The organism is Bradyrhizobium sp. F1.4.3, from assembly GCF_040548375.1.
GTDB lineage: Bacteria > Pseudomonadota > Alphaproteobacteria > Rhizobiales > Xanthobacteraceae > Bradyrhizobium.
This window is the reverse complement of sequence record NZ_JBEPRN010000005.1, coordinates 169457-191675: the sequence shown is the minus strand read 5'-3', so window position 1 is coordinate 191675 and position 22219 is coordinate 169457. Positions and strand designations below refer to the sequence as shown.

General features: G+C 64.4%; 22 protein-coding genes. 9 read left to right on the top strand and 13 right to left on the bottom strand.

The window, feature by feature from the left end:
• Positions 1-296: 296 nt before the first annotated feature.
• Both ABIB73_RS17390 and ABIB73_RS17385 read right to left on the bottom strand, forming a co-directional pair.
• On the bottom strand, positions 297-836 hold the full coding sequence (locus ABIB73_RS17390) for a cupin domain-containing protein (protein ID WP_354225586.1): 540 nt from the start codon (positions 834-836) through the stop codon (positions 297-299).
• Between the two features lie 162 nt (positions 837-998).
• A complete protein-coding gene (locus ABIB73_RS17385; RefSeq protein WP_354225584.1) occupies positions 999-1286 on the bottom strand; it encodes an usg protein in 288 nt (95 codons plus the stop codon).
• A gap of 378 nt (positions 1287-1664) precedes the next feature.
• On the opposite strand from ABIB73_RS17385, the gene ABIB73_RS17380 reads away from it, so the two are divergent.
• Positions 1665-1979 (top strand): co-chaperone GroES, encoded by a 315-nt coding sequence (locus tag ABIB73_RS17380; protein ID WP_045008422.1) that lies wholly within the window; start codon positions 1665-1667, stop codon positions 1977-1979.
• Positions 1980-2024: 45 nt separating this feature from the next.
• Complete coding sequence (gene groL / locus ABIB73_RS17375) at positions 2025-3665, top strand: chaperonin GroEL (RefSeq protein WP_071912538.1); 1641 nt, start codon at positions 2025-2027, stop codon at positions 3663-3665.
• Between the two features lie 135 nt (positions 3666-3800).
• On the opposite strand, the gene lepB is transcribed toward groL, so the two are convergent.
• Positions 3801-4547, bottom strand: a complete 747-nt coding sequence (gene lepB, locus ABIB73_RS17370; protein ID WP_354225582.1) for a signal peptidase I — start codon at positions 4545-4547, stop codon at positions 3801-3803.
• Between the two features lie 138 nt (positions 4548-4685).
• The gene (locus tag ABIB73_RS17365) at positions 4686-5525 is read right to left on the bottom strand and encodes a LysR family transcriptional regulator (RefSeq protein ID WP_354225580.1); all 840 of its coding nucleotides are present in this window, start codon (positions 5523-5525) and stop codon (positions 4686-4688) included.
• Positions 5526-5657: 132 nt separating this feature from the next.
• Between ABIB73_RS17365 and ABIB73_RS17360 the strand changes: the two genes are divergently transcribed.
• From ABIB73_RS17360 to ABIB73_RS17350, 3 genes are all read left to right on the top strand, one after another.
• Positions 5658-6251, top strand: a complete 594-nt coding sequence (locus ABIB73_RS17360; protein WP_354225578.1) for a cysteine hydrolase family protein — start codon at positions 5658-5660, stop codon at positions 6249-6251.
• Between the two features lie 17 nt (positions 6252-6268).
• A complete protein-coding gene (locus tag ABIB73_RS17355) occupies positions 6269-6904 on the top strand; it encodes a glutathione S-transferase N-terminal domain-containing protein (RefSeq protein ID WP_354225576.1) in 636 nt (211 codons plus the stop codon).
• A 109-nt stretch (positions 6905-7013) separates the two neighbouring features.
• Positions 7014-8369 (top strand): caspase family protein, encoded by a 1356-nt coding sequence (locus tag ABIB73_RS17350; RefSeq protein ID WP_354225574.1) that lies wholly within the window; start codon positions 7014-7016, stop codon positions 8367-8369.
• Positions 8370-8400: 31 nt separating this feature from the next.
• On the opposite strand, the gene ABIB73_RS17345 is transcribed toward ABIB73_RS17350, so the two are convergent.
• Complete coding sequence (locus ABIB73_RS17345; RefSeq protein ID WP_354225572.1) at positions 8401-9489, bottom strand: DUF2778 domain-containing protein; 1089 nt, start codon at positions 9487-9489, stop codon at positions 8401-8403.
• Positions 9490-10128: 639 nt separating this feature from the next.
• Here ABIB73_RS17345 and ABIB73_RS17340 point away from each other — a divergent pair.
• Entirely contained in the window at positions 10129-10653 is a 525-nt protein-coding gene (locus ABIB73_RS17340; RefSeq protein ID WP_354225570.1) for a FecR domain-containing protein, read from the top strand.
• A gap of 49 nt (positions 10654-10702) precedes the next feature.
• Positions 10703-12589 (top strand): CHASE2 domain-containing protein, encoded by a 1887-nt coding sequence (locus tag ABIB73_RS17335; RefSeq protein WP_354225568.1) that lies wholly within the window; start codon positions 10703-10705, stop codon positions 12587-12589.
• Between the two features lie 10 nt (positions 12590-12599).
• Here ABIB73_RS17335 and ABIB73_RS17330 read toward each other — a convergent pair whose 3' ends face one another.
• The 4 genes from ABIB73_RS17330 to ABIB73_RS17315 form a co-directional block, all read right to left on the bottom strand.
• Entirely contained in the window at positions 12600-14102 is a 1503-nt protein-coding gene (locus tag ABIB73_RS17330; RefSeq protein WP_354225566.1) for a glycosyltransferase family 39 protein, read from the bottom strand.
• Positions 14103-14156: 54 nt separating this feature from the next.
• Positions 14157-15293 carry a glycosyltransferase family 2 protein gene (locus ABIB73_RS17325; RefSeq protein ID WP_354225564.1) on the bottom strand — a complete coding sequence of 379 codons (1137 nt, stop codon included), beginning with the start codon at positions 15291-15293 and terminating at the stop codon, positions 14157-14159.
• A gap of 254 nt (positions 15294-15547) precedes the next feature.
• On the bottom strand, positions 15548-15745 hold the full coding sequence (locus tag ABIB73_RS17320; protein ID WP_354225562.1) for a hypothetical protein: 198 nt from the start codon (positions 15743-15745) through the stop codon (positions 15548-15550).
• A gap of 155 nt (positions 15746-15900) precedes the next feature.
• Positions 15901-16281: a hypothetical protein gene (locus ABIB73_RS17315; protein ID WP_354225560.1), complete on the bottom strand. Its 381-nt coding sequence runs from the start codon at positions 16279-16281 to the stop codon at positions 15901-15903.
• Positions 16282-16397: 116 nt separating this feature from the next.
• On the opposite strand from ABIB73_RS17315, the gene ABIB73_RS17310 reads away from it, so the two are divergent.
• The gene (locus ABIB73_RS17310; protein WP_354225558.1) at positions 16398-17219 is read left to right on the top strand and encodes a DUF72 domain-containing protein; all 822 of its coding nucleotides are present in this window, start codon (positions 16398-16400) and stop codon (positions 17217-17219) included.
• Between the two features lie 9 nt (positions 17220-17228).
• Positions 17229-17687, top strand: coding sequence for a DUF488 domain-containing protein (locus ABIB73_RS17305; protein WP_354225557.1), 459 nt, complete (start codon positions 17229-17231; stop codon positions 17685-17687).
• 134 nt (positions 17688-17821) lie between these two features.
• Here the strand turns inward: ABIB73_RS17305 and ABIB73_RS17300 are convergent, their stop codons facing one another.
• The 4 genes from ABIB73_RS17300 to ABIB73_RS17285 all read right to left on the bottom strand — a co-directional run bounded on the left by ABIB73_RS17300 (position 17822) and on the right by ABIB73_RS17285 (position 21817).
• Positions 17822-18736, bottom strand: a complete 915-nt coding sequence (locus ABIB73_RS17300) for a PhzF family phenazine biosynthesis protein (RefSeq protein WP_354225555.1) — start codon at positions 18734-18736, stop codon at positions 17822-17824.
• A gap of 117 nt (positions 18737-18853) precedes the next feature.
• Positions 18854-19753, bottom strand: coding sequence for an amidohydrolase family protein (locus tag ABIB73_RS17295; protein ID WP_354225553.1), 900 nt, complete (start codon positions 19751-19753; stop codon positions 18854-18856).
• A 21-nt stretch (positions 19754-19774) separates the two neighbouring features.
• A complete protein-coding gene (locus ABIB73_RS17290) occupies positions 19775-21016 on the bottom strand; it encodes an MFS transporter (protein ID WP_354225551.1) in 1242 nt (413 codons plus the stop codon).
• A gap of 69 nt (positions 21017-21085) precedes the next feature.
• A complete protein-coding gene (locus tag ABIB73_RS17285; RefSeq protein ID WP_354225550.1) occupies positions 21086-21817 on the bottom strand; it encodes a GntR family transcriptional regulator in 732 nt (243 codons plus the stop codon).
• Positions 21818-22219: the final 402 nt, after the last annotated feature.

Below are 22219 nucleotides of genomic sequence, written 5' to 3'. Positions count from 1 at the left end.
ACGTACAGGTTGGACAAGGTCGGGACGATTTGACGGTAGAGGGAAAATTTATGAGGTCCGGCAGAGGAATGTCCGGTCCGGGTCAAACGGCGAAATGGCCGGAGTGGCTGCTCGAGCCTGCTTCACACCTAGAAGCGGACATCTCACTTTGGACATCTCACTTTTATGAGTCCGCGCCCTAGCTAGTGCGCTCTGGCCGGGCTTGTCCGGCCATCCACGTTCTTCCCTGGGGCCAAGAGGTGGATGCCCGGGACAAGCCTGCGCATGACGAGTGAGACCGTGCCTCCGTCGGAGGCCTACGCCTTCAACTCCACCGTCTTGAACTCCGCCGGCAAGATCACCTCCAGCAGTTCGACGTCGTCCGAATAGTCCAGGATCATGTGCTTGATCTTCGGCGGCTGGGTCCAGGCACTGCCTTCCTTCATCAAGGTCTCGCCCTCTCCGTCCATGTAGGTCTTCACCCAGCCCTTGAGCACATAGACCATCTGGAATTCAACGTCGTGGAAATGCAGCTTTGACACCTCGTCCGGATTGCAGGGGCCTTGCAGCCGGATCACGTGCGCTTGCGCGAGGCCGTGGCTTGCGGCGGCAATGCCGAGATCGCGGTATTTGGCGTAGGCGCGCAAGCCGTCGGCCTTGAAGTCTTCCTCGCGATGATGGCTGATCGCGATGCGCTGCTTCGGTCGTGCGGGTTTCTTGACGGATGATTTTGCCGGTGTCGCGCGTGCTTTCGACTTCACCGCCTTGCGCGCGGATGATCGCGTAGCCGCCTTGGCTCCGCTTCGCTTCTTCACGGCGGCTTGCGTTGCGCTGCGCGATTTCACCTTCTTGGCCATGGGGGCCTCCCTTGTTGTTATGGGCGGAGGCTAGCACAGAATGCGAAATCGGAGGGTGCGCAAAGCGAAGCGTGCCCACCATTGCCAAATGAGATCGTGAGCGATGGTGGGCACGGCGCGCAAGAGCGCGCCTTTGCCCACCCTACGAGTCCGCGGCTGGTCTCAATGCAGCCGGAACACGCCATCCACGGCGCGCAGCTCGGCCGGCTTGATCAGCTTCGAATGCGCCACTGTCACCGAGAACAGGGGACCGTCGAGCTTCTGCTGCCAGAACGCCAGGAAATCCGTCAGCGCCGGGAATTTCGGAAACATGTCGTAGTCCTGCCAGACGTAGGTCTGAAGCAGCGAGCGATGATCCGGCATCCGATAGAGAATTTGCGCCGTCGTCAGCCCGTAACCGAGCACCTGTTTCCGGAAGTCGTCGGAAACAACCCCAACCCGCGAGACCATGCCAACCTCCTTTGCAGGAGCGCATATTCAAGGGGTGGCTTTCCGGTACGCCTCTACGAGCCACCCGGTGGAGATGCGCTCACATGAGAGAAATGTGACGCAAACTGACAATCCATCTCAAGCCCAAAAGTTTAACAAGTTGTTGAAATTCAATGCGTTAGCAGCAGAGGCGGCACCGTGCTAATACGGGCCCGCCAACCGGTTAACGATGGTAAAGAATTCTGGCAGACAGGCCTTCTGAGTGCCGATTTTTCTGCTAGAAGCCCTTGCTCCCGCAAAAATCCTGGCCTATCTCAGCTGTGCCCGCATTGGCACTCGCGGGCATCGATTGCTAACACCCTCAAAACATCAATCCGAGCAAAAGCTTAGGAGGACTGCATGAAATTCCGTCCGCTTCACGACCGCGTCGTGGTCAAGCGCATCGACGCAGAAGAGAAGACCGCTGGCGGCATCATCATTCCCGACACCGTCAAGGAAAAGCCCTCCCAGGGCGAAATCGTCGCTGTCGGCCCCGGTGGCCGCGACGAAGCCGGCAAGCTGATCCCGATTGACCTGAAGGTCGGCGACCGCGTGCTGTTCGGCAAGTGGTCCGGCACCGAGGTCAAGATCGACAATGAAGACCTGCTGATCATGAAGGAAAGCGACGTCATGGGCGTCCTCGACGTCCCCGCTTCCAAGAAGAAGGCGGCCTAAGAGCCCCCTTCTCCCCACCAGCTAAACACCTAAGGAAAAATCCAGATGTCAGCTAAAGAAGTCAAATTCGGCGTAGATGCGCGCGACAAGATGCTGCGCGGCGTCGACATTCTCGCCAACGCGGTGAAGGTCACGCTCGGCCCCAAGGGTCGCAACGTCGTCCTCGACAAGTCGTTCGGCGCCCCCCGCATCACCAAGGACGGCGTCACCGTCGCCAAGGAGATCGAGCTCGACGACAAGTTCGAGAACATGGGCGCGCAGATGGTGCGCGAAGTCGCTTCCAAGTCCGCCGACGCGGCCGGCGACGGCACCACCACTGCGACCGTGCTCGCGGCTGCGATCGTTCGTGAAGGCGCCAAGTCGGTTGCCGCCGGCATGAACCCGATGGACCTGAAGCGTGGTATCGACCTGGCCGTGGAAGCCGTGGTCGCCGACCTCGTCAAGAACTCCAAGAAGGTCACCTCGAACGACGAGATCGCCCAGGTCGGCACCATCTCGGCCAACGGCGATGCCGAAATCGGCAAGTTCCTCTCCGACGCCATGAAGAAGGTCGGCAACGAGGGTGTCATCACCGTCGAGGAAGCCAAGTCGCTCGAGACCGAGCTCGACGTCGTCGAGGGCATGCAGTTCGACCGCGGCTACATCTCGCCCTACTTCGTCACCAACGCCGACAAGATGCGCGTTGAGATGGACGACGCCTACATCCTCATCAACGAGAAGAAGCTCTCCTCGCTGAACGAGCTGCTGCCGCTGCTCGAGGCCGTGGTGCAGACCGGCAAGCCGCTGGTCATCGTCGCCGAGGACGTCGAGGGCGAAGCCCTTGCCACCCTCGTCGTGAACCGCCTCCGTGGCGGCCTGAAGGTCGCGGCCGTCAAGGCTCCGGGCTTCGGCGATCGCCGCAAGGCCATGCTGCAGGACATCGCGATCCTGACCGGCGGCCAGGCGATCTCGGAAGATCTCGGCATCAAGCTCGAGAACGTCACGCTCAACATGCTCGGTCGCGCCAAGAAGGTGATGATCGACAAGGAGAACACCACGATCGTCAACGGCGCCGGCAAGAAGGCCGACATCGAGGCGCGCGTGGCCCAGATCAAGGCGCAGATCGAGGAAACCACCTCGGACTACGACCGTGAGAAGCTCCAGGAGCGTCTTGCCAAGCTCGCGGGCGGCGTCGCGGTGATCCGCGTCGGCGGCGCGACCGAGGTCGAGGTGAAGGAGCGCAAGGATCGCGTTGATGACGCGATGCATGCGACCCGCGCGGCGGTCGAGGAAGGCATCGTCCCGGGCGGCGGCGTCGCCCTGCTCCGTGCTTCCGAGCAGCTCAAGGGCCTGCGCACCAAGAACGACGACCAGAAGACCGGCGTCGAGATCGTGCGCAAGGCGCTCTCGGCTCCCGCTCGCCAGATCGCGATCAACGCCGGTGAAGACGGCTCGGTGATCGTCGGCAAGATCCTGGAGAACAAGACGTACGCCTACGGCTTCGACTCCCAGACCGGCGAGTACGTCAACCTGGTCACCAAGGGCATCATCGACCCGACCAAGGTGGTGCGCACCGCGATCCAGAACGCAGCCTCGGTTGCGGCGCTGCTGATCACCACGGAAGCCATGGTCGCCGAGCTGCCCAAGAAGGGCGGCGCTGGCCCCGCGATGCCTCCGGGCGGCGGCATGGGCGGCATGGACTTCTAAGTCCAGCCGTTCAGGCACACCACAGAATGCGAAACCCCGGCAGCGATGCCGGGGTTTTTGTTTTTGGGACGTCTCTCTCCGCTCGTCATTCCGGGGCTCGCGCCAAGAGGCGCGCCCCGGAATGACGGGAGCGCCTCACCACACCTTCCCCAGTCGCTCAAAGCGCGGCTCGCCGTTGGCGTTGAGCGACCAGAAGATGCGTGTCGCGCGGCCGACGAGATTGTCCATCGGCACAAACCCCATCGCACTCATCGCGCGGCTGTCGGTCGAGTTGTCGCGGTTGTCGCCGAGCACGAAGAAATGGCCCGGCGGCACCGTGTAGACATTGGTGTTGTCGTAATAGCCGTTGTCGATGCAATCGTAGGTCAAATAGCTCGCGCCGTTCGGCAGCGTCTCGCGCCAGCGCTTGACCTTCGCACCGGCCTCCAACCCGCAGGCGGAGCCGCCGGCGAAATCCCGGAGCGCTACGCGAGTCACCGGCTTGTCGTTGAGGACGAGCTGCCCCTCCCGCATCTGGATGCGGTCGCCGGGCAGCCCGACCACGCGCTTGACGTAATCGACGGAGGTGTCCTTCGGCGAGCGAAACACGGCGATATCGCCGTAGTCGGGCTCCGCGGCGAAGATGCGGCCCGAGATCCATGACGGCGCGTAGGGAAACGAATAGCGGTCGTAGCCATAGGCATATTTCGCGGCGAGGACGTAGTCGCCGACCATCAGCGTCGGCTGCATCGACCCGGAGGGGATATTGAACGGCTGATACAGGAAAAAGCGAAACAGGAAGGGTGGTGACCACAGCACCGGGATCAGCAGGATCAGGACGACGATCGCCTTCCATTCCCTGGATTTGGCCTTCGGCCGGATGGTGTCCTGAAGAGTGGTCATGCGCCTGCCCTGCCCAAGATCGTAGCGATCACAAGATTACGCAACCTGCGGTCGTGCGCAATCCCTGCTTCATGGATTTGATCGCGCGGCTTGCGGACTGCGTTCAACAGCGCCGAACCGCGTGACCGCCACAAGCGATCAGCCGTGTGACAGATCCCTGAAGCAGTGGCGGATCCATTCGATCGCGAGGCGCGTCGCCGGGTCGCGCTTGAGATGGTTCTGCACCAGCAGCCAGACGTCGCGGCGCCTGGTTAGAAGCGTCGCGCGCAGGCTCCGGTCGGAGAGCAACGCTCCGCAGCTAAGCTCGGGCAGCACGCCGACGGCCTGATGCGACTGGATCATGGTCCTGACAATACGGACATTGTCGGTGACGCAGCGCGCGTTCTTCACGCGCCTGCTGCGCAGGAACTGCGCTTCGGGAATGGCGTCGAGCTCATCCGGAAAGACGCAAGCGATCGGCTCGCCATCCGGGCTGTCGACGGGCTCGAAGAAATACAGCCGCAGATCGGCGAGTTTCGAGATCGTGAAGTCGCCCTTCTCCGGCTTGCGCAGTCGAATGGCGAGATCGGCCTGCCAGCGCGAGAACTTGACGTTGCCGCTGGAGGTCAGGAATTCCAGGGTCAGCCCCGGATTGTCGCGCAGGAAATTCTGCGCATGCGGCGCCAGCAGCTCTTCGGCCACCGCATTGGTCGAGGCGATGCGGAGGCGGCCGACCGGCCCGGGCTCGCTCTCGCCCAGGCGACCGATCGCAGCAACATGCGCGGCCATTACGCCGACATGTTCGAGCACCGCCTCGCAATGGCGCGTCGGCCGGCGCAGACCATCCACCGCGTCGAACAGCGGCACGCCGAGATCGCGCTGAATGCGCGCGAGACGCCGGCCGACGGTGGTCTCGTCGATGCGCAGCCGCGCACTGGCGCCGGCATAGGTGCCCTCGTCCCTCACCGCGGCGATGATGCGCAGATCGTCCCAGTTCATCGTGGGCCGAGCCTAGCAGGCACAGTCCCATCCTGCAAATTCGCAGCCATATGCTGCAATATTCCTGCACAACGGCAGGCCGCCATCGCGCTAGTCTGGCGCCATCCGATCGTCTCGAAAGGCCTGACCGGCATGACCGCCCCCAAAACCCTGCTCGAACTCGCCGGCGCCGACCTCAATCCACCGAAGCTCGCTGACACCTGTCTCGTGCTGATCGACATCCAGAACGAATATTGCGCAGGTCCGCTTGCGTTGCCGGATGCGGAGGCCGCGATCGCGAACGCCGCGCGCCTGCTTGCACGCGCGCGGCTGAACGGCGCTGCGATCTTCCACATCGCGCACAAGGGCCGCGCCGGCAGCCTGTTCGACCGCGAGGCCGAGCGCGGCGCGATCGTGGACAGCCTGGCGCCGCGCGCGACCGAAACCGTGATCGAGAAGGCGCTGCCGAACGCCTTTGCCGGCACCGACCTGCAGGCACGGTTAGCTGCGACCGGGCGCACCAACATCGTGCTGGCGGGCTTCATGACCCATATGTGCGTGAGCTCGACCGCGCGCGCCGCGCTCGACCTTGGCCTGCGGACCACCATCGCGGCCGATGCCTGCGCCACGCGCGATCTGCCCGACGGCCGCGGCGGGGCGATTGCAGCACGAACCATTCACGAGGTCGCGCTGGCCGAATTGTCGGATCGTTTCGCGGTCATCGCGCGCAGCGATGCGTTGACCTGATCCGGGAGAGAAGCCACATGCTGCAACTCTATTTTTCGCCGATGGCCTGCTCGCTCGCCAGCCGCATCGCGCTGATGGAAGCTGGCCTCGATGCGCGCTACCACCTCGTCCATCTCTTGACCAAGAAGCGCATCGAGGACGATGCCGATTTTCGCACCATCTCGCCGAAAGGCGCGGTGCCGGTCCTGATCATGGAGAACGGCGAGCGGCTGACCGAAAGTGCGGCGGTGCTGCAATATATCGCCGACCTGAAGCCGGAGGCCGGCCTCGCGCCGCCGCCCGGACATGCCGACCGCTACCGGCTCCAGGAATGGCTGAGCTTTATCGGCAGCGAGATCCACAAGGGATTTCTATTCCCGACCTTCTGGTACAAGGAGGATGCGCCCAAGGCCGCGCGCGAGCGGATCGAGCAGAGCATCGCGTTCGTCGCCGATCATCTGAAGGCGCGCAGTCATCTCGTCGGTAACAGCTTCACGGTGGCGGATGCGCACCTCACCTGGGCATTGCTGCTGCTCCGCTATGCGCGGGTCGAGATCGACCGTCATCAGTCGCTGGCCAGTTATCTCGACCGCATGCAGGCGCGGCCCGCCGTGAAGGAGGCAATCGCCACCGAGACGGCGCTGCGCAAGACGGTGACACCTGCCCCGGCGTGACAGGATGTCACGGCCGACAAATCCGACGGCTTCATGAAGAAGGCATTGATGTCGGCGCAGCATGCGCTAATCTGGACGATATTTTTTGATATTTCCTCCGAGGGCATTCATGCGTGCTCTTTCCAGGTTATGCCTTGCCGGATTTTGTCTTGCCCTCGTCGCCTGTTGGCTGGGCCTTTGTCCCGCATCGGCGGAAACGCGGGTCGCGCTAGTCATCGGCAACGGCGCCTATGCCAGCACGGCGCAGCTTCCGAACCCACCGCACGATGCCGAAGACGTCGCGGCCTCGCTCAGGCGCAGCGGTTTCGAGGTCTTCCAGGGTGTCGACCTGCGCCAGGCCGACATGCAGGATCTGACCATCCGCTTCGCGCGCGCCGCAAGCAGAGCTGATGTCGCCATATTCTACTACAGCGGGCACGCGATGCAGTTCAACGGCGTGAACTATTTGATGCCGATCGACGCCGTGCTCACCGACGAAGCGGATCTGAAGCGCTTCGTGCGAGTCGACGACATCGTGAACGACCTGCAACAGGCCAAGAACCTGCGCATCCTGGTGCTCGACTCCTGCCGCGACAATCCGCTGGCCGAAAGCCTCAAGCGCTCTGCCAGCATGACACGCGCCGCCTCGATCGGACGCGGGCTGTCGAAAGTAGAAGCGCCGCGCGGCACGATCGTGTCCTTCTCGACCCAGTCCGGGCAGACCGCGGCGGATGGAAGCGGCCGCAACAGCCCCTACACGACCGCGTTCCTGAAGCACATCGAGGAACCGCAGGAGATCGGCGACGTCTTTCGCGACATCAGCAGCGACGTCTACGACACCAGCGGCAAGACCCAGCTCCCCGAGCTTTCGCTGTCGATCATCGGCAAGTTCTACCTGAACGGGCCGGTATCCGTCACGATTGCACCGACGGCTCCGCAGGCCGCGCCGCGGCCTGATCCCTGCGGATCAGCGGAGGCGCACTGGAAGGCCGCCGACACCATCGGCACCGTTGCCGCCTTTGAGGATCATCTCGCACGATTTTCGAATTGCAGCTTCGCCAATCTTGCCAAGGCGCGTCTCGACGGCCTGAAACAGAAGACGGCGCTGGCGCCTGCCGGCAACACAAAAGCCGGTGGCAGCAAGGACTTCGACGGCAACTGGGACGTGACGTTGAACTGCGCGAGCACCGGCAAGGCGCAGGGCTTCACCAGACCTCTGTCTGCCACCGTTGCGAACGGCGTGTTTCACGCCGAGGCTCAGGGTCAGGGTGGCGTCAACCGGCTGGATATCGATGGCCAGATCCCGCCGGACGGCAAGACCACCTTGAGCGCGCGCGGTTCGACTGGGGCGAGCACTTATACCCTCAATAACCTGCCGCCCGGCTCGCCCTACGCCTTCACGATCGACGCGCAATTCGATCGCAGCCGCGGCACCGGCAAGCGCAACGAAGCGCGGCCCTGCAGCCTGGTTTTCGTCAAACGTTAGCCGTGCAGGAAACGGCGAGGCGCGCGGCGCCTCACTCCACCCGTGCCAGCACCGCGAGCCTGCGGATGCCCTTGTTGCGATAGGCGTCGAGGAATGCGTAGTAGTCCTTGAACGACACGCAGCCGTTGGAATCGCCGTTCGGCCCGAGCATGAAGGTGTGGGCCAGCAGACCATCGCGGCCGTAGATCGCATTCTCGCCGCCGATCGGGGTCAGGCGCAGCGCGGGCACGCCGTGGAACAGCGCTTCGCGCGGCTTCAGCTCGTAGATGTGCGGCGGGGTCACGCCGCGCATGCGGACGCGCGAGGAACGCGGATCGTCGAGGTTGGAGCCGAGGCCGGAATGCGCCTCGAGCCTGGTGCCATCGGGCAGGTACACCGTCTTGGCGGTGATATCGTAGACGGCGGTCGAGCGGTCATAGGGCGGCGAGCCGCCCAGCATCGGGTTCTGTTCCTTCGGCGCGATGCTCGCGGTCACGCTGGCATCGGCCGAGGCATAGGCGAGCAAGCCGCCGGAGGGCTCACGCTTGCCCCAGAGCTTTTCCACCATCGACTGCCGCGGTCCGGTGATCGACATCACCGCGGCCTTGGCGCGATCGGCGAAGGATTTTGCGGGCTTCGCCTCGGGCGCTGGCACAATCTCGGCCGGATCGGCCGAGGCAAGCTGCACCGGCGCATCAGCACGTTTGGCCTTGGCAGCATCCGCGATCTTGTCGGTGATCCTGGCCGGTCCCTGCGGCTTCAGCGCCTCCGCAACCTTCGCGATCACAGCCGGCTTCGCAGTGTCCCTGGCTTCGGCGACCTTCGTTGCGGGCGCCGCGCTCGCCGCGTTCGAATCCACGCCCTGGGTGGCGGCGGCGGCGAAGCGCTCGTTGAACATCTCGCGCGTGATCGGCGTGACCACCTGCACCCGGTCGGGCAGCAGCGCGAAGGCTTCCTTGACGGCCTCGCCCGCCTCGCGCAGCGCAACCTTGGGCGCGCGCTTGATCACGGGCTCATCGTAGCCAATGCTGCCGACGGTCGGATAGACGCTGGCGGCAAGAATGTTGTTGTAAACGGTCCAGCCGGCGCCCAACACGACGCAGCCGATCACGGCGGCGCCAAGCACGTTTTGGGTGGTCATTTTCCGGGAAGGCTTCCGATAAAAATTCTTGGACTTCCGTGCCGCGTTACTATGCGCAGCGATACTCGTACTCATTCGCCTTGCGTCCAGGACGGTGTCACTCAGTCCCCCTTCGAAGTGCCGCTGGTCACGTTCCGGGAACAGCATCTCGCAGAGGGTCGGAGCGGCATTAAGGCGCCTTTTAGTTAAATGCGGATTAAGTTCTGGCAGATCTGGGGCAACTCGTTAACGCTGTCCCATTTCGAGAAAAAAGCCCGCAGAATTACGGACTTAGTCGCGACTGTTAACCATGTTTCTCGGCTGGTTCGGCGCGACGAGCTGACCTCTCGGCCGCGTCCCCAAGGCGCATCCAACTGCGTCCTTTCCGTGGTCGCCAAGGCGACCGAACGATAGCAACGAAGCGTTGCGCGAGGCTGGCGGTGCGCGGTCTTCCATCCGATGCGCACGAGCGGTCGACGCTCGTCGCCGCAGGCTCGCGCGAAAAATGCCCGCCTGACCGAAAGTTGATCGCGCCGGTCTGGAAAAGGCCGCAGCGACAAAATAGCTCCCACCACGGCACTTCTCAGCAGCCTCCACGCGTGATACGGCACCGTATCAACATCGCCTTGAGATGTGCCGAGCGCTGACATGGAGGCTGGCATGACAAAGGTTGCGCGCGCCGGATTTTTCGTCTTGGCGTGCTGGTTGCTGTTGATCGGATCGGCTGCCGCGCAGCCCGCGGCCAATGCGGGCTGTACGTCGTCGGCGTCGGCCGCCGGCACGCAAACATGGCGCTGCGACAACGGCATCACCATCGTGGCAGAAAATGGCGCCAGATTTGAACTTAAGGACGCCAACCGCGACGGACATATTGACTCGATAGAGTTGAGCAGCAAGGCGCTGCTGATCGACGTGCCCAAGAAGCCCGGCGGCAATCCCTTCAAGGTGCTGACGCCGCAGGCAATCGCCGCGGTGCGCGGTACCAGATGGGCCGTCGACGTTGCTGACGCCAAAACCTCGGTGTTCGTCGCCGACGGCCGTGTCGGCGTAGCTCGCAGGGTGCGCGGACGCGGCGTTGTGCTCGGCCGCGGCGAAGGCGTCGACGTCGAGGCGACCGGTCCGCTGACCGTCAAACAATGGGGCCAGCCGCGCATCGACGCCTTGATGGCCAGGCTCGGACAATAAGGCTCGGCCGACAAGGCTCGGACGTTAGAGAAGATTGCAGTACGACGTGATGAATAGACGCGTTCAGATCCTGGTGGCCCTCGTCCTCACCACGCTGTGGGGCGCCGGCATCTATTTGGCGCACGCCAACGGCCATCTGCGCTTTCTCGATCGGCTCGAGGCGACGCTGACCGACCTGCGCACGCTCGCGCGTGGTGTGCAGCGTCCGCCCGATCTCGTCACCATCGTTGCGATCGATGATACGGTCGTAAAACGCGGCGGCAGCTATCCGCTACCGCGCGCCGATCTCGCACGCGTCGTCGACACCATCGTGCGGTTCAAGCCGAAGGTGGTCGCGATCGACCTGCTGCTGGTCGACCGAAGCGCCGCGATCGGCGACGCCACGCTGGCGCATACGCTTGCGACCGGTCCCATGGTCCTCGCCGCCGCGGCGATCTTCCCGAGCGCCAGCCAGACCGTGGCGCCGGGCAGCGACGGTCCCCTCGCCGTCCTGCCCCAGGCCGAGCGCTTCCTGCTGCCTTTGCCGGCGTTCGCCGATCACGCCGATGTCGGCGTCGTCAACGTCGCGACGGGCCAATCGGGCTCGCCGCTCTCCGTCCCGATGCTGTTCCGGACCCGAGACAAGGTCGAGTTGTCGTTTCCGTTGCGGGTCGCGAGTCGCGCGCTCGACAAGCCTCTGACGATCGCGCCCGACCATCTCATGCTCGGCGATCGCGCGGTGCCGACCGACACTGATTTTGCGCTGCCGATCACCTATTACGGCCCGCGCCGCACCATCCGTACCGTCAGCGCGCAGAGCATTTTCGACGGCACACTCGATCGCGCCGCGATCGAGAACCGCATTGTCGTGATCGGCGCCGCGGTCGCCGGCGGCGGCGATTTCTTCCCGACGCCGTTCGATTCCCTGATGCCCGGCGTCGAAGTGGTGTCGACTGCGATCACCCATCTCGTCGCCGGCGACAGCATCATGCGCGACCGCAGGGTTCGCATCGCCGATGCGCTTGCCGCGATCCTGCTGCCGATGCTGCTGGTGGGCCTGCTCGCCTGGGGGCGCAGCGCGCTCGGCCTGATTGCGGCAGCCGCGGTGATGATCGCCTGGGCCGGGCTCAATTTGTTCGCATTCACGCACGGCGTCTGGCTGAATGCCGCAACCACGCTCGCGGCCATGGTGCCGCCGGTTGCGATCTTTGCCGGCGTGCAGTTGTGGATGGGCGGCCGCCGCACGCAATATTTTGCCGCCAAGAGCCGGTCGCTGGCGCAATTCCAGGCGCCCGCGGTGCAGGAGTGGCTGGCGCAGGATCCGGAGTTTCTGGCGAAGCCGGTCCGGCAGAACGCGGCCGTGATCTTCATCGATCTCTCGGGTTTCACCGCGCTCAGCGAGCGGATCGATCCGGATGCGCTCCAGGACATTCTGAAGGCGTTCCACGTGCTGATCGACAAGGCCTCGGTCGATTGCGGCGGCATGATCACCAGCTTTCTCGGCGACGGCGCCATGATCCTGTTCGGCCTGCCGAGCGCGATGCCGGATGACGCGGCGCGCGCGCTGAAATGTTCGATCGAGCTGCATCGCAGTGTCGAGCGCTGGATGGCGTCACTGCCGCCCGCGATCGGCGGCCAGCTCGGTTTCAAGATCGGAGCGCATTTCGGCCCGATCATCGCGTCGCGTCTCGGCGAGAGCCATCAGCACATCACCGCAAACGGCGACACCGTCAATCTCGCGAACCGGCTGATGGAAGTGGCGGCCCAGAACGGTGCACGGCTCGCATTGACCGACACGCTGCTCGATGCGGCCGATTTTCACGGCGCTCCCGACGGCGTCCTGTCGGGCCCCCTGCGCACGCAGGTCCGCGGCCGCTCGGGCGTCGTCACCGTCTGGTTCTGGCGCGACCAGAACAGGCCGAGCCAGGCCGCAGCTCAGGCAGAGATGATTGACTGAATAGCAAGAACTACGGCGCTTCCGGCGGCGGCGAGCGGTCGAGAACATCGCCTTTGGCGCCTTCCAGCAGATCGACCCTGTAGGTTTCGACGACAAGCGGCCCGCGCTTGCGTTGCAATTGCGCAACGCGCGTCACCTGCGTGAAGAGGTCTTTGAGGAACGGTTGGCCTTCGCCGCGCAGCTCGTCGACATAGATCAGCTTGCCCGCGAGCAGCTTTGCATCGGGCTCGGGCATGTTGACCCAGCGGATACGCTGGTTCTGCTGCACCACGCAAGTGCCGCGCGGCAAATAGAAGGCGAGCCAGCCGGTGGTGCCGTAGTCGGGTGCAAGCACGCAGGTCGCGCCCGCGCGCACGCGCGCCGCCTCGATTCCTGCGGCGAGTTCACGCCAGCCCACGCCGACGCTGCGGACGGTCGCATCGCGGCGATAGCCTGACAGCCAGCCGGTATTGGCCTGCACGATGAGGGCTGCGAACATCACGATGCCGGCAGGCGCGGCCCAGCGCAGACAAAAATCGACCAAGCGGCGAGCACGCGGTTTCCACTGCACGAGGTTGGCGGCGGCCGCCGCGGCAACGACAAAGGGCGGATAGACCGGCGCGAACCAGTTGGCCTCGACGCGCGCATGCAGCGAATGCCAGACGAAATAGGCGACAATGGTCCAGAACAGCGTCTCGATCAGCACGCGCGAGGCCAGCGCGCCGGCCCTGCGCCAGGTCAGCGCATGCAGCCCCATCGCGCCGAGGATGAAGACCAGCGGCGTTGCAAACGCGATCTGGGTCGGGATCAACTCGGCAATGAAGACGGGTCGGAAATCCTCGATTCGCGCGCGCCCGAGCTGCTTTGCGAACGAAACCCATTGGTGATCCGCATTCCAGAGGATCACCGGCGAAAACAGCGCGAGTGCCACGAGGCCGCCGAGATAGGGCCAGGGCGAGAGAAACCAGCGCCGCAGTTTTGGCACCGCCGCGAGCCAGATCAGGATCGCCGGCCCAAAGAACATCGCGGTGTATTTCGACAGCAGCGCCGCGCCGACGGCCGCGCCGACCGCGAGCCACCAGACGCCCCGGCCGGTCTCCAGCACCTTGGCAAGAAAGAACAGCACGAAGCTGGAGGCAACCAGCAGCGGCGCATCCGGCGTCACGATCAGCGTGCCGACCGCGGCCATCAGCGTGACATTGAGCAGGATGGCGCCGGTCGCAGCCACCCGCGCGCCGCCAAACAGGATCGCGGCGGAGCGATAGATCGCGTAGCTCATCGGCAGAGCGAGCAGGGTCGAGACCAGGCGCACGCCGAGCTCGGTATCGCCGGCGATCATGGTGCCGGCGCGGATCACATAGGCGACCATCGGCGGGTGGTCGTAATAGCCGCCTGCCAGGCTCTTCGACCACATCCAGTAATAGGCTTCGTCGAAGGTGATCGGCGTGAAGGCGGCGGCGACGAGCCGCAAGCCAACCAGCGCAAGGATCACCAGCGCCGTATTGCGGACGATCCGCGCGTCAGCCCCGCCCATACCGGTTTCCTTGACGCGTTCCTTGACGCCTTCCTGGACGTGGTCCTTGGCGCGCTATTTCTTGCGCCATACGAACAGTCCGGACATCGCGTAGTTCCACACCACGCCCATCATCGCGCCGGCCGCACCGGCCAGCCACCAGATCGGCTCCTGGTCGTAGACCGAGAACGCGACGCCGACATTGGCAAGCAGGCCGACGCTGCACACGACGTAGAACATGATCAGGCCGCGCAGGATCGCAAAGCCCTTCAGCCGCTGATCGCGATAGGTGAGGAAGTTGTTGAGGATGAAGTTGCTGGTCATGGCGACGATGGCGCCGGCGGCCTGCGCCTCCGCAAACGGCACCTTGATCAGCTCGAGCGCGATGAACAGCGTGGTGAGATGCACCACGAGGCCGATGCCGCCGACCATCGCGAACAGGATGAAGCGCAGCGAGACGATGTCGTTGGTCAGCTTCGCCAGCACCAGTCCGATAAAATCCAGTGCGACCATGGAGTCGAGCTTGCTCTCGCCGTGCTGGCGTTCGCCGAACGTGTAGGGGATTTCGACAGCGCGCAAGGTGCCGTTCGCGCTCGCGACGAGGTCGAGCAGGATCTTGAAGCCGTGCACCGACAATTTCGGCGCCAATTGCTCGAAGTGGTCGCGGCGGACCATGAAGAAGCCGCTCATGGGATCGGCGATTTCGACCTGCAGCATCTTCTTCGCGACCTCGGTCGCAAGTGCGCTGGCGCCGGCGCGCTGCTTGTTGAAACCTTCGCTCTTGTAGCCCTCGATGTAGCGGCTGCCGACGACGAGGTCGGCCTGCCCGCTCGCAAGCAGCGACAGCATCTTCGGCAGTTGCGTCTCGTCGTGCTGGAGGTCGGCATCGATCACGGCCGCATAGGGCGCGCTGGAGGCCAGGATGCCCTCGATGCAGGCGCCTGACAGGCCGCGGCGGCCGATGCGGCGGATACAGCGCACGCGGCTATCGCGCTGCGCCAGCGCCCGCACCACGTCCCAGGTGCCGTCGGGCGAATTGTCGTCGACGAACACGACCTCCCAGGCGAGACCGGCGAGCGACGCCTCCAGCCGCCGGTACAGCACCGTGACGTTGTCGCGCTCGTTGAAGGTCGGGACGACGACGGAAAGCTCCGGCGATCGCGAACTCGCCTGCGGGGGATTTTCGGGGCCCGGTCTGATCGCTTCATTCATGACGGCAGCGTATATCCGCCGCGTCCTGCGATGCCAAGGACCTGCGATGCCAAGCCGGGTTCTCGGGGGAATGGCCCAAAAAGGGCCCTAAAATGCCAACGACCCCGGAACGGCAGACCGCGCGTACATCCGGCGCAGCCCGAGCTATTCCAAGGTCGTCCCAGCAACGGAGATTGTTACTCAACGTTGCCGTTAGGACCTAAATAGGGACGACAAGGCGGTTTCGCAAGGGGCCGAAAGTACCTTTTGGGTCACTATTGGTTCGGGACTTCCCGGATCACCGGGCCCCGCGGCGGCGCAGGGGCTGCCGGCGCTGCGGCTGGGGCCTGCTCGACCTTTGCAGGCCTGGCGGGCTTGCCGTATTGGCCGATCGGCCCGAAGACGACGGCGACCGCAAGCACGATCGCCGCGACGATTGCGCCAAAAATGCCACCCACCGACTCAGACGACATGCGATCCCCGCCCTGTTCCAGATCAGCCCAGTAATACCATGGATGAACGCGCGGCCGGAAGGGCTCGCCGCGGAGGGGCGAATAGCGAATGGCGAGTAGCGAACGAGGAAAGCCCGCTTTCCCACCCCATTCGCTATTGGCCATTCGCCACTCCCCTACTTTGCTGGCGGCCTGTGCTTGACGAAGGCGGTCACGATGTCCTTCTGCGCCGACTCGACCGCCCTGTTCGCGGTCGCGAGATGGGCGCCTGAATCGATAGTCGGATATTGCGTGGTGAGGTAGTCGAGCAGCGCGACCCGATAATATTGCCGTTCCGACGGACAGGCGCCGGCGACCGAGCGGCCAAAATCCTGTTCCGACAGGCCCTGATTGCTGTCGCGCGAATATTCTCGCGCCAGGCAATGCCAGTAGTCGTCACGGCCCTGCATGGCGAGCTTCTGCGCCCCCTTCGCATCGTCATCGTCAGCCATAACAGCAGATGTCATGGCAGCAGATGTCATCATCACGAGCGCCGCTCCCACAATCAGCATCCGCATCTTGTTCTCCATTTGCGCAGATTTCGCTGTGAGCTTAGACGGGACGCGGCAACTGGCCAATCACATCTGGTTTGACTAGGATGAAGCCCTTCCTCCCGTCCATCCGAGATCATCCCGTGGCCAAAGCAAAAACCGCGTCAAAAAAATCCGGCAGCATCTTCATCGGCGTCGGCGGCTGGACCTTCGAGCCCTGGCGCGGCGTGTTCTATCCGGAGAAGCTGACGCAGGCGAAGGAACTGTCCTACGCGGCGTCGAAGCTGACCTCGATCGAGATCAACGGCACCTATTACGGTTCGCAGAAGCCAGAGAGCTTTCGCAAATGGGCCAGCGAAGTGCCGGACGGTTTTGTGTTCTCGGTCAAGGGACCACGCTTTGCCACCAACCGCCGCGTGCTGGCCGAGGCCGGCGATTCCATCAAGCGGTTCTATGATTCCGGCGTTCTGGAACTCGGCGATCATCTCGGCCCCGTGCTGTGGCAGTTCGCGCCGACCAAGAAATTCGACGGCGCCGATTTCGGCAAGTTCCTCGAACTTCTGCCGCGCAAGCTCGAGGGCCGTGCGCTGCGCCATGTGGTGGAGGTGCGTCACGATAGTTTCTGCACGCCGGATTTCGTTGCGCTGATCCGCGACTTCGAAACGCCGGTGGTGTTCGCCGAGCACGGCAAATATCCGGCGATCGCCGATGTCGCCGGCGATTTCGTCTACGCCCGGCTTCAGAAGGGCAATGACGAGATCAAGACCTGCTACCCGCCGAAAGAGCTCGACGCCTGGAGCAAGCGCTTTCAAGCCTGGGCCGACGGCAGCGAACCCGACGACCTGCCCAAGGTCGACAACGCCAAGCCGAAGAAGGAGCCGCGCGACGTGTTCGCCTACGTCATCCACGAGGGCAAGGTGCGTGCACCGGCTGGCGCCATGGAACTGATCGCGCGAGTGGCGTGAGAGTAGTCCATGGCAAAGGCGGAGCTCTTTACGATTGGCTATGAGCAGACACCGCCCAAGGCCGTGCTGGACGAGCTGGAGCAGGCCGGCGTCAAGCTCCTGGTTGACGTCCGCGCGGTGACCTCGTCGCGGCGCCCGGGCTTTTCCAAGAAGCAGCTGGCCGCAGGCCTCGATGAGCGCGGCATCGCCTATGTCCATCTCGCCGCCCTCGGCACACCCAAGGAAGGCCGCCTCGCCGCGCGCAGTGGGCAATACGATTTGCTGGAGAAGATCTATTCAAAGCACCTGAAGACGCCGCAGGCGAGAGAAGAGATGGACGAGCTCTCCGCGCTGGTGAAGAGGGCCGGCCCAGTCTGCCTGCTCTGCTACGAGCGCGACCACACCCACTGCCACCGCCAGATGATCGCGGAGGTGATCGAGGAACGGGATGGGGTGGCGGTGAGAAATTTGGTGGGACGGCAGGTGTAGCCGCCTCCGTCATTCCGGGGCGCGACGAAGTCGCGAGCCCGGAATCCATTCATCCACCGACTCTGCCGCGCGATGGATTCTCAGATACGCAATTGCGCATCATAGTTCGCGCTGCGCGCGCCCCGGAATGACAATTATCCCTCCCCCGCCAGCCGGAACGTCCCTTCCATCATCTGTACGCAACTGCCGCCGACATGCGCGGAGACGATCTTGCCGTCCTGCTTGCGCACGCGCGTCAGCAAGAGGCTCGGCCGGCCCATGTCAAAGCCCTGGCCGACGGTGAGCTTCATCTCGCCGTCGCGCGCGGGATCGAGATCGGCGAAAAGCGCGGCGGCTGCGACCGTGGCGCTGCCGGTGGCGGGATCCTCCACCAGGCCGCTGGCGCCGCGCATGAACATCCGCGCCTGCCGCTCGCACGGCGCCTCCGCCGCGGGCACGTCGCGCGTATAGAACCACACCGAGAAGGCACCGTCGCGCGGAAGGATCCTGCCGAAGGCCGCCGCGTCGGGCCTGGCCCGCTTCAGCGCATCGCGCGAATGCAGCTCCATCACCAGGAACGGCGTTCCGACACCGACAATTTGCGGCGCATGCCGATCGGTCTTGATGTCGTCAGCCGTCAGGGAGATGCAGGCCGCGACCTCCTCGGCGGACAACTGCGCGAAGCGCGAGAGCGGCTGCGGCGCGGTGAGCTCGGTGCTGACCACCCGGCCCTGCTCCCGAAAAATGTCGACCGGCACGAGGCCCGCCTTCTCTTCGAACAAGAGACGCGGCTTCGGCTCCTTCGCGATCGTGGCCAGCACGAAGGCGGTGCCGACATTGGGATGGCCAGCGAACGGAATCTCTCTCACCGGCGTGAAGATGCGCACCTCCGCATCGTTAGCCTTGTCGCGCGGCGGCAGCACGAAGGTCGTCTCGGAATAGTTGAACTCGGTCGCGATCGCCTGCATCTGCGCCGTCGACAACCCACCAGCATCGAGCACCACGGCAAGCTGGTTGCCGCCGAAGGCGCGGTCGGTGAACACATCGACGGTGATGTAGCGGCGCTGCATGTGATGTCCTTACGCAAGTGACGGCCGCAACCGGCCGCCTCGCCCGCAGTCTACAAGCCGGCGACATCGTCCGTCATGCCCCAAAATTCGGAGCAATCGGAGCAATCACAAAGAGTGTCAGAAGCAGAAGAGCGGCCGCGGCGATGCCAGCATTTGCGCACGCTCGCCTGGATCGGCGATCAGCGCGTCGAGAAACTGCCGGTTCTTCGCGTAGCTCTGCGAGGCCTCGAACTGCGTGTGCGGCCAGTCGCTGCCCCACAGCAGGCGATCGAGACCGTAGGCGTTGCGAAGCAGCGGATAGGCCTCCTTCGCAAAGGTCTCGCCGGCCGCGCCGTTGCGATACGGCGCCGAGATCTTGACCCAGACATTCCGCGTCGCGCCGAGCTTCAGCACCGACTGAAAGCCGGGATCGGCGACGCCAAGCTTGGGATCTGGCAGCGCGTAGTGATCGAGCACGACGGCGACGCCGTGATCGAGAAGCTGCGGCGCAAGCACGGCGAGGTCGGACGCGTTGCGCTGGATCTCGACCTGCCAACCCATCGCTTTCACCTCTGCAAGCAGCGTCTTCCACTCGGCAGCGGTGAGATCGGGCAAGGGCTGGCCAACGAGATTGAGGCGGATGCCGACGATTCCGACACGATCGAGGGCGCGCAGCTCGTCCGCGGAGACGGCGGGATCGACGACGGCGATGCCGCGCAGGCGGCCTGCCGTCTCCTTCAGACACTCAACCAGATAGGAATTGTCGGTGCCGAGAAAGCTCGGCTGCACCAGCACGCCGTTGCTCATGCCGTTGCGGTCGAGCTGCTCCAGATAGAGAGCGAGCGGTGCGTCATAGTCCGGCGCGTAGCGCCGGCCCGGCGCAAGCTTGAGGCCGCGATGAAACACATGCGCGTGGGTATCGATCGTCTTCACGTTCGTCTCACTCATCGCTTGGCTCGCGACGGCCATAGCCGGCACGAGGGACACAAGGCCCGCGCCGAACCGGCGGCGCGTCAGGCCGCGCTGGAGGATTGTCATGGTGGTGGCTCCCCATCCCTGTCAGGCGCGCGCCGCAGCCTGCTCAAACACCTTGCCGCGGGTTTCGGGCAGCATCAGCACCGCGATCAGCACCAGCGCGTAGGCGAAGGCTGCATCGATCCCGATCGCCGGCCCGAGCCCGATGTGGTCGCTGAGAAAGCCGACCAAGAACGGGAACGCGGCGGAGACGACGCGGCCAAAATTGTAGCAGAAGCCGACGCCGGTGCCGCGCACGCCAGCCGGATAGAGCTCGCTGAACAACGCCGCCATGCTGGCAGGAATTCCCGCGGAGAAGAAACCCAGGGGGAAGCCGAGCACCAGCATCTGCGCATTGGTCAGCGGCGCGAAGATGTAGACCAGCACCGTCACGATGCAGGCCGCCGCAAACGATGCGACATTGGCGCGGCGCCCGATACGGTCGCTGATGATGCCGCTTGCGACACAGCCACAGAAGAAGGCGACGATGATGACGGCGAGATAACCGCTGGAGCCGAGCACCGACAGATGCCGCACTTCGCGCAAGTAAGTCGGCAGGAACGTCGTCAACGCAGCGTAGCCGCCATGCGCGCCGATGCCGAAGAGGCCGCCGACCAGGGTCGAGCGCAGCACGTCGCGATGGAAGATTCCGGAGAGCGTGGCGAAGAACGGCGCCTTGGCGTCGGCTGCGACGGCGCGCGGCGGTTCCTTCAGTCCGCGGCGGATGAAGATGACGAGGAGTGCCGGCAACAATCCGATAGCAAACAGGATGCGCCAGGCAATATCCGCCGGCGCGTAGGTGAAGACCAGCGCGGACAACAGCACGGCCGCGCCCCAGCCCACAGCCCAGGCGCTCTGGACCGAGCCGAGCGCCTTGCCGCGATGCTCGGAACGGATGATCTCGGCCATCAGCACCGCGCCGACGGCCCATTCGGCGCCGAAGCCGAGGCCCTGGATCGCCTTGAGCACCACAAGCTGGGTGTAGCTCATTGCGAATGCGCAGGCGAAAGTCGCAAGCGCAAAGGTCAGAACCGTGATCTGGAGCGCCTTGACGCGACCAAAACGGTCGCCGAGTGCGCCACCGAGCCAGCCGCCAAACGCGCCGAAGAACAGCGTCACGGAGCCGAGCAACCCGGCATCAGCCTTGCTGATGCCGAACGCTGCGATCAGCGCCGGAATCGCAAGGCCGAACATCTGGACGTCGAGCGCATCCAGCGCCCAGCCGCCGAAGCTTGCCCAAAACGTCCGCTTCTCAAGCGGCGAGCATTCGCTGTACCAGTTTGACATTGTTTCCCCCTGAACTCTTTGTTGTTTGATGCTTGGTGCCTGGAGCCTTGTTGACGAACGCCTTGGCTCTCAGCGGATCTCGGCGTGGTAGCGGAACCGGTCGGCCGGTCCGCGCGACCGTCGCCATTCGATCGGCCGCCGTTCCAGGTCGAGCGCGAGGCGCTCGATCACGATCAGCGGCGCGTTCGCCTCGAGCCGCAGCAGACGCGCCTGCATCTCGTTGGCCATCTCGACCGTCAGGATTTCCTCGGCCGACACCACCACTTCGCCGCAGCGTTCCTCGTAGAGCGGATAAAGCAGGTCGCCGAACTCGGCGGTGTCGATCTCGAGGATTTTTGCGAAGCGCGATTGCTGGAGCCAGATTTCTTCGGCCAGTAGTGGCACGTCGTCGATCAGGCGCAGACGCGACAGGCTGATCACGGGCTCGCCGACCGGGATGCGTAGCGCCGATGCCACGGCCGAGGTCGCCGGCACGCTCTTACGCCGGATGATGCGGCTCTGCGGCACGCGGCGCTCGCCGCTCTCGGACTGGAAGCGGAAGAAGCGAAACAGAGACGAGTTGAAGCGCGCCCGGCGCACGAAGGTGCCGCGGCCCTGCTGGCGCTCCAGCACGGAGTCCGAGACGAGCTGGTCGATTGCCTTGCGCACGGTGCCGATGGCGACGCCGTAATGCGCGCCGAGCTCGGCTTCCGACGGGATCGGTTCGCCCGGCCGCCATTCATTGCGGTTGATCCGCGCGGCGAGATCGTCGCGCAGGCGCTGGTAGCGTGGCAGGCGGTCGTCGCGCACGGCGGAATTCATCTAGTCATATAGATGACTAGATGACGGGTGAGTCAAGCGCTACTGAAATACCGCAAGGGCTGAGCTGGCCGCACAGGGCGGCGCGAGGTCGGGCTGCAGACTTCGCCAACCCGACCTCGCCTGCTCGTCAGTTCGTCGTCTTGGGCATGCAGGGCGGCTCCTTGTAGGGGGCAGAGGCATACGCGCCCTCTGCTGGAGCCCTCACGCAGTCCGCAGTCGCGTGGGACACCGCGCGCCGCGCGGGGGCGACGTCGCGGGCGGCTGCGGCCTGGGATTGATAAACGGCCGCGGCGATCAGGGCGGCAGAGACAAGAGTCAATCGGGTCATGGATTTTCTCCGCGTGACAAACGGAAGCCGAGAGGTTTCGACCTCCTGAGTGCAAGAGCGGAGTGCTGGGGGAG

Bases quoted from the DNA above. Each gene is read 5' to 3' on its own strand.
- ABIB73_RS17390 (WP_354225586.1), bottom strand. From the start codon at position 836: ATGGCCAAGAAGGTGAAATCGCGCAGCGCAACGCAAGCCGCCGTGAAG.
- ABIB73_RS17385 (WP_354225584.1), bottom strand. From the start codon at position 1,286: ATGGTCTCGCGGGTTGGGGTTGTTTCCGACGACTTCCGGAAACAGGTG.
- ABIB73_RS17380 (WP_045008422.1), top strand. From the start codon at position 1,665: ATGAAATTCCGTCCGCTTCACGACCGCGTCGTGGTCAAGCGCATCGAC.
- groL (WP_071912538.1), top strand. From the start codon at position 2,025: ATGTCAGCTAAAGAAGTCAAATTCGGCGTAGATGCGCGCGACAAGATG.
- lepB (WP_354225582.1), bottom strand. From the start codon at position 4,547: ATGACCACTCTTCAGGACACCATCCGGCCGAAGGCCAAATCCAGGGAA.
- ABIB73_RS17365 (WP_354225580.1), bottom strand. From the start codon at position 5,525: ATGAACTGGGACGATCTGCGCATCATCGCCGCGGTGAGGGACGAGGGC.
- ABIB73_RS17360 (WP_354225578.1), top strand. From the start codon at position 5,658: ATGACCGCCCCCAAAACCCTGCTCGAACTCGCCGGCGCCGACCTCAAT.
- ABIB73_RS17355 (WP_354225576.1), top strand. From the start codon at position 6,269: ATGCTGCAACTCTATTTTTCGCCGATGGCCTGCTCGCTCGCCAGCCGC.
- ABIB73_RS17350 (WP_354225574.1), top strand. From the start codon at position 7,014: ATGCGTGCTCTTTCCAGGTTATGCCTTGCCGGATTTTGTCTTGCCCTC.
- ABIB73_RS17345 (WP_354225572.1), bottom strand. From the start codon at position 9,489: ATGACCACCCAAAACGTGCTTGGCGCCGCCGTGATCGGCTGCGTCGTG.
- ABIB73_RS17340 (WP_354225570.1), top strand. From the start codon at position 10,129: ATGACAAAGGTTGCGCGCGCCGGATTTTTCGTCTTGGCGTGCTGGTTG.
- ABIB73_RS17335 (WP_354225568.1), top strand. From the start codon at position 10,703: ATGAATAGACGCGTTCAGATCCTGGTGGCCCTCGTCCTCACCACGCTG.
- ABIB73_RS17330 (WP_354225566.1), bottom strand. From the start codon at position 14,102: ATGGGCGGGGCTGACGCGCGGATCGTCCGCAATACGGCGCTGGTGATC.
- ABIB73_RS17325 (WP_354225564.1), bottom strand. From the start codon at position 15,293: ATGAATGAAGCGATCAGACCGGGCCCCGAAAATCCCCCGCAGGCGAGT.
- ABIB73_RS17320 (WP_354225562.1), bottom strand. From the start codon at position 15,745: ATGTCGTCTGAGTCGGTGGGTGGCATTTTTGGCGCAATCGTCGCGGCG.
- ABIB73_RS17315 (WP_354225560.1), bottom strand. From the start codon at position 16,281: ATGCGGATGCTGATTGTGGGAGCGGCGCTCGTGATGATGACATCTGCT.
- ABIB73_RS17305 (WP_354225557.1), top strand. From the start codon at position 17,229: ATGGCAAAGGCGGAGCTCTTTACGATTGGCTATGAGCAGACACCGCCC.
- ABIB73_RS17300 (WP_354225555.1), bottom strand. From the start codon at position 18,736: ATGCAGCGCCGCTACATCACCGTCGATGTGTTCACCGACCGCGCCTTC.
- ABIB73_RS17295 (WP_354225553.1), bottom strand. From the start codon at position 19,753: ATGACAATCCTCCAGCGCGGCCTGACGCGCCGCCGGTTCGGCGCGGGC.
- ABIB73_RS17290 (WP_354225551.1), bottom strand. From the start codon at position 21,016: ATGTCAAACTGGTACAGCGAATGCTCGCCGCTTGAGAAGCGGACGTTT.
- ABIB73_RS17285 (WP_354225550.1), bottom strand. From the start codon at position 21,817: ATGAATTCCGCCGTGCGCGACGACCGCCTGCCACGCTACCAGCGCCTG.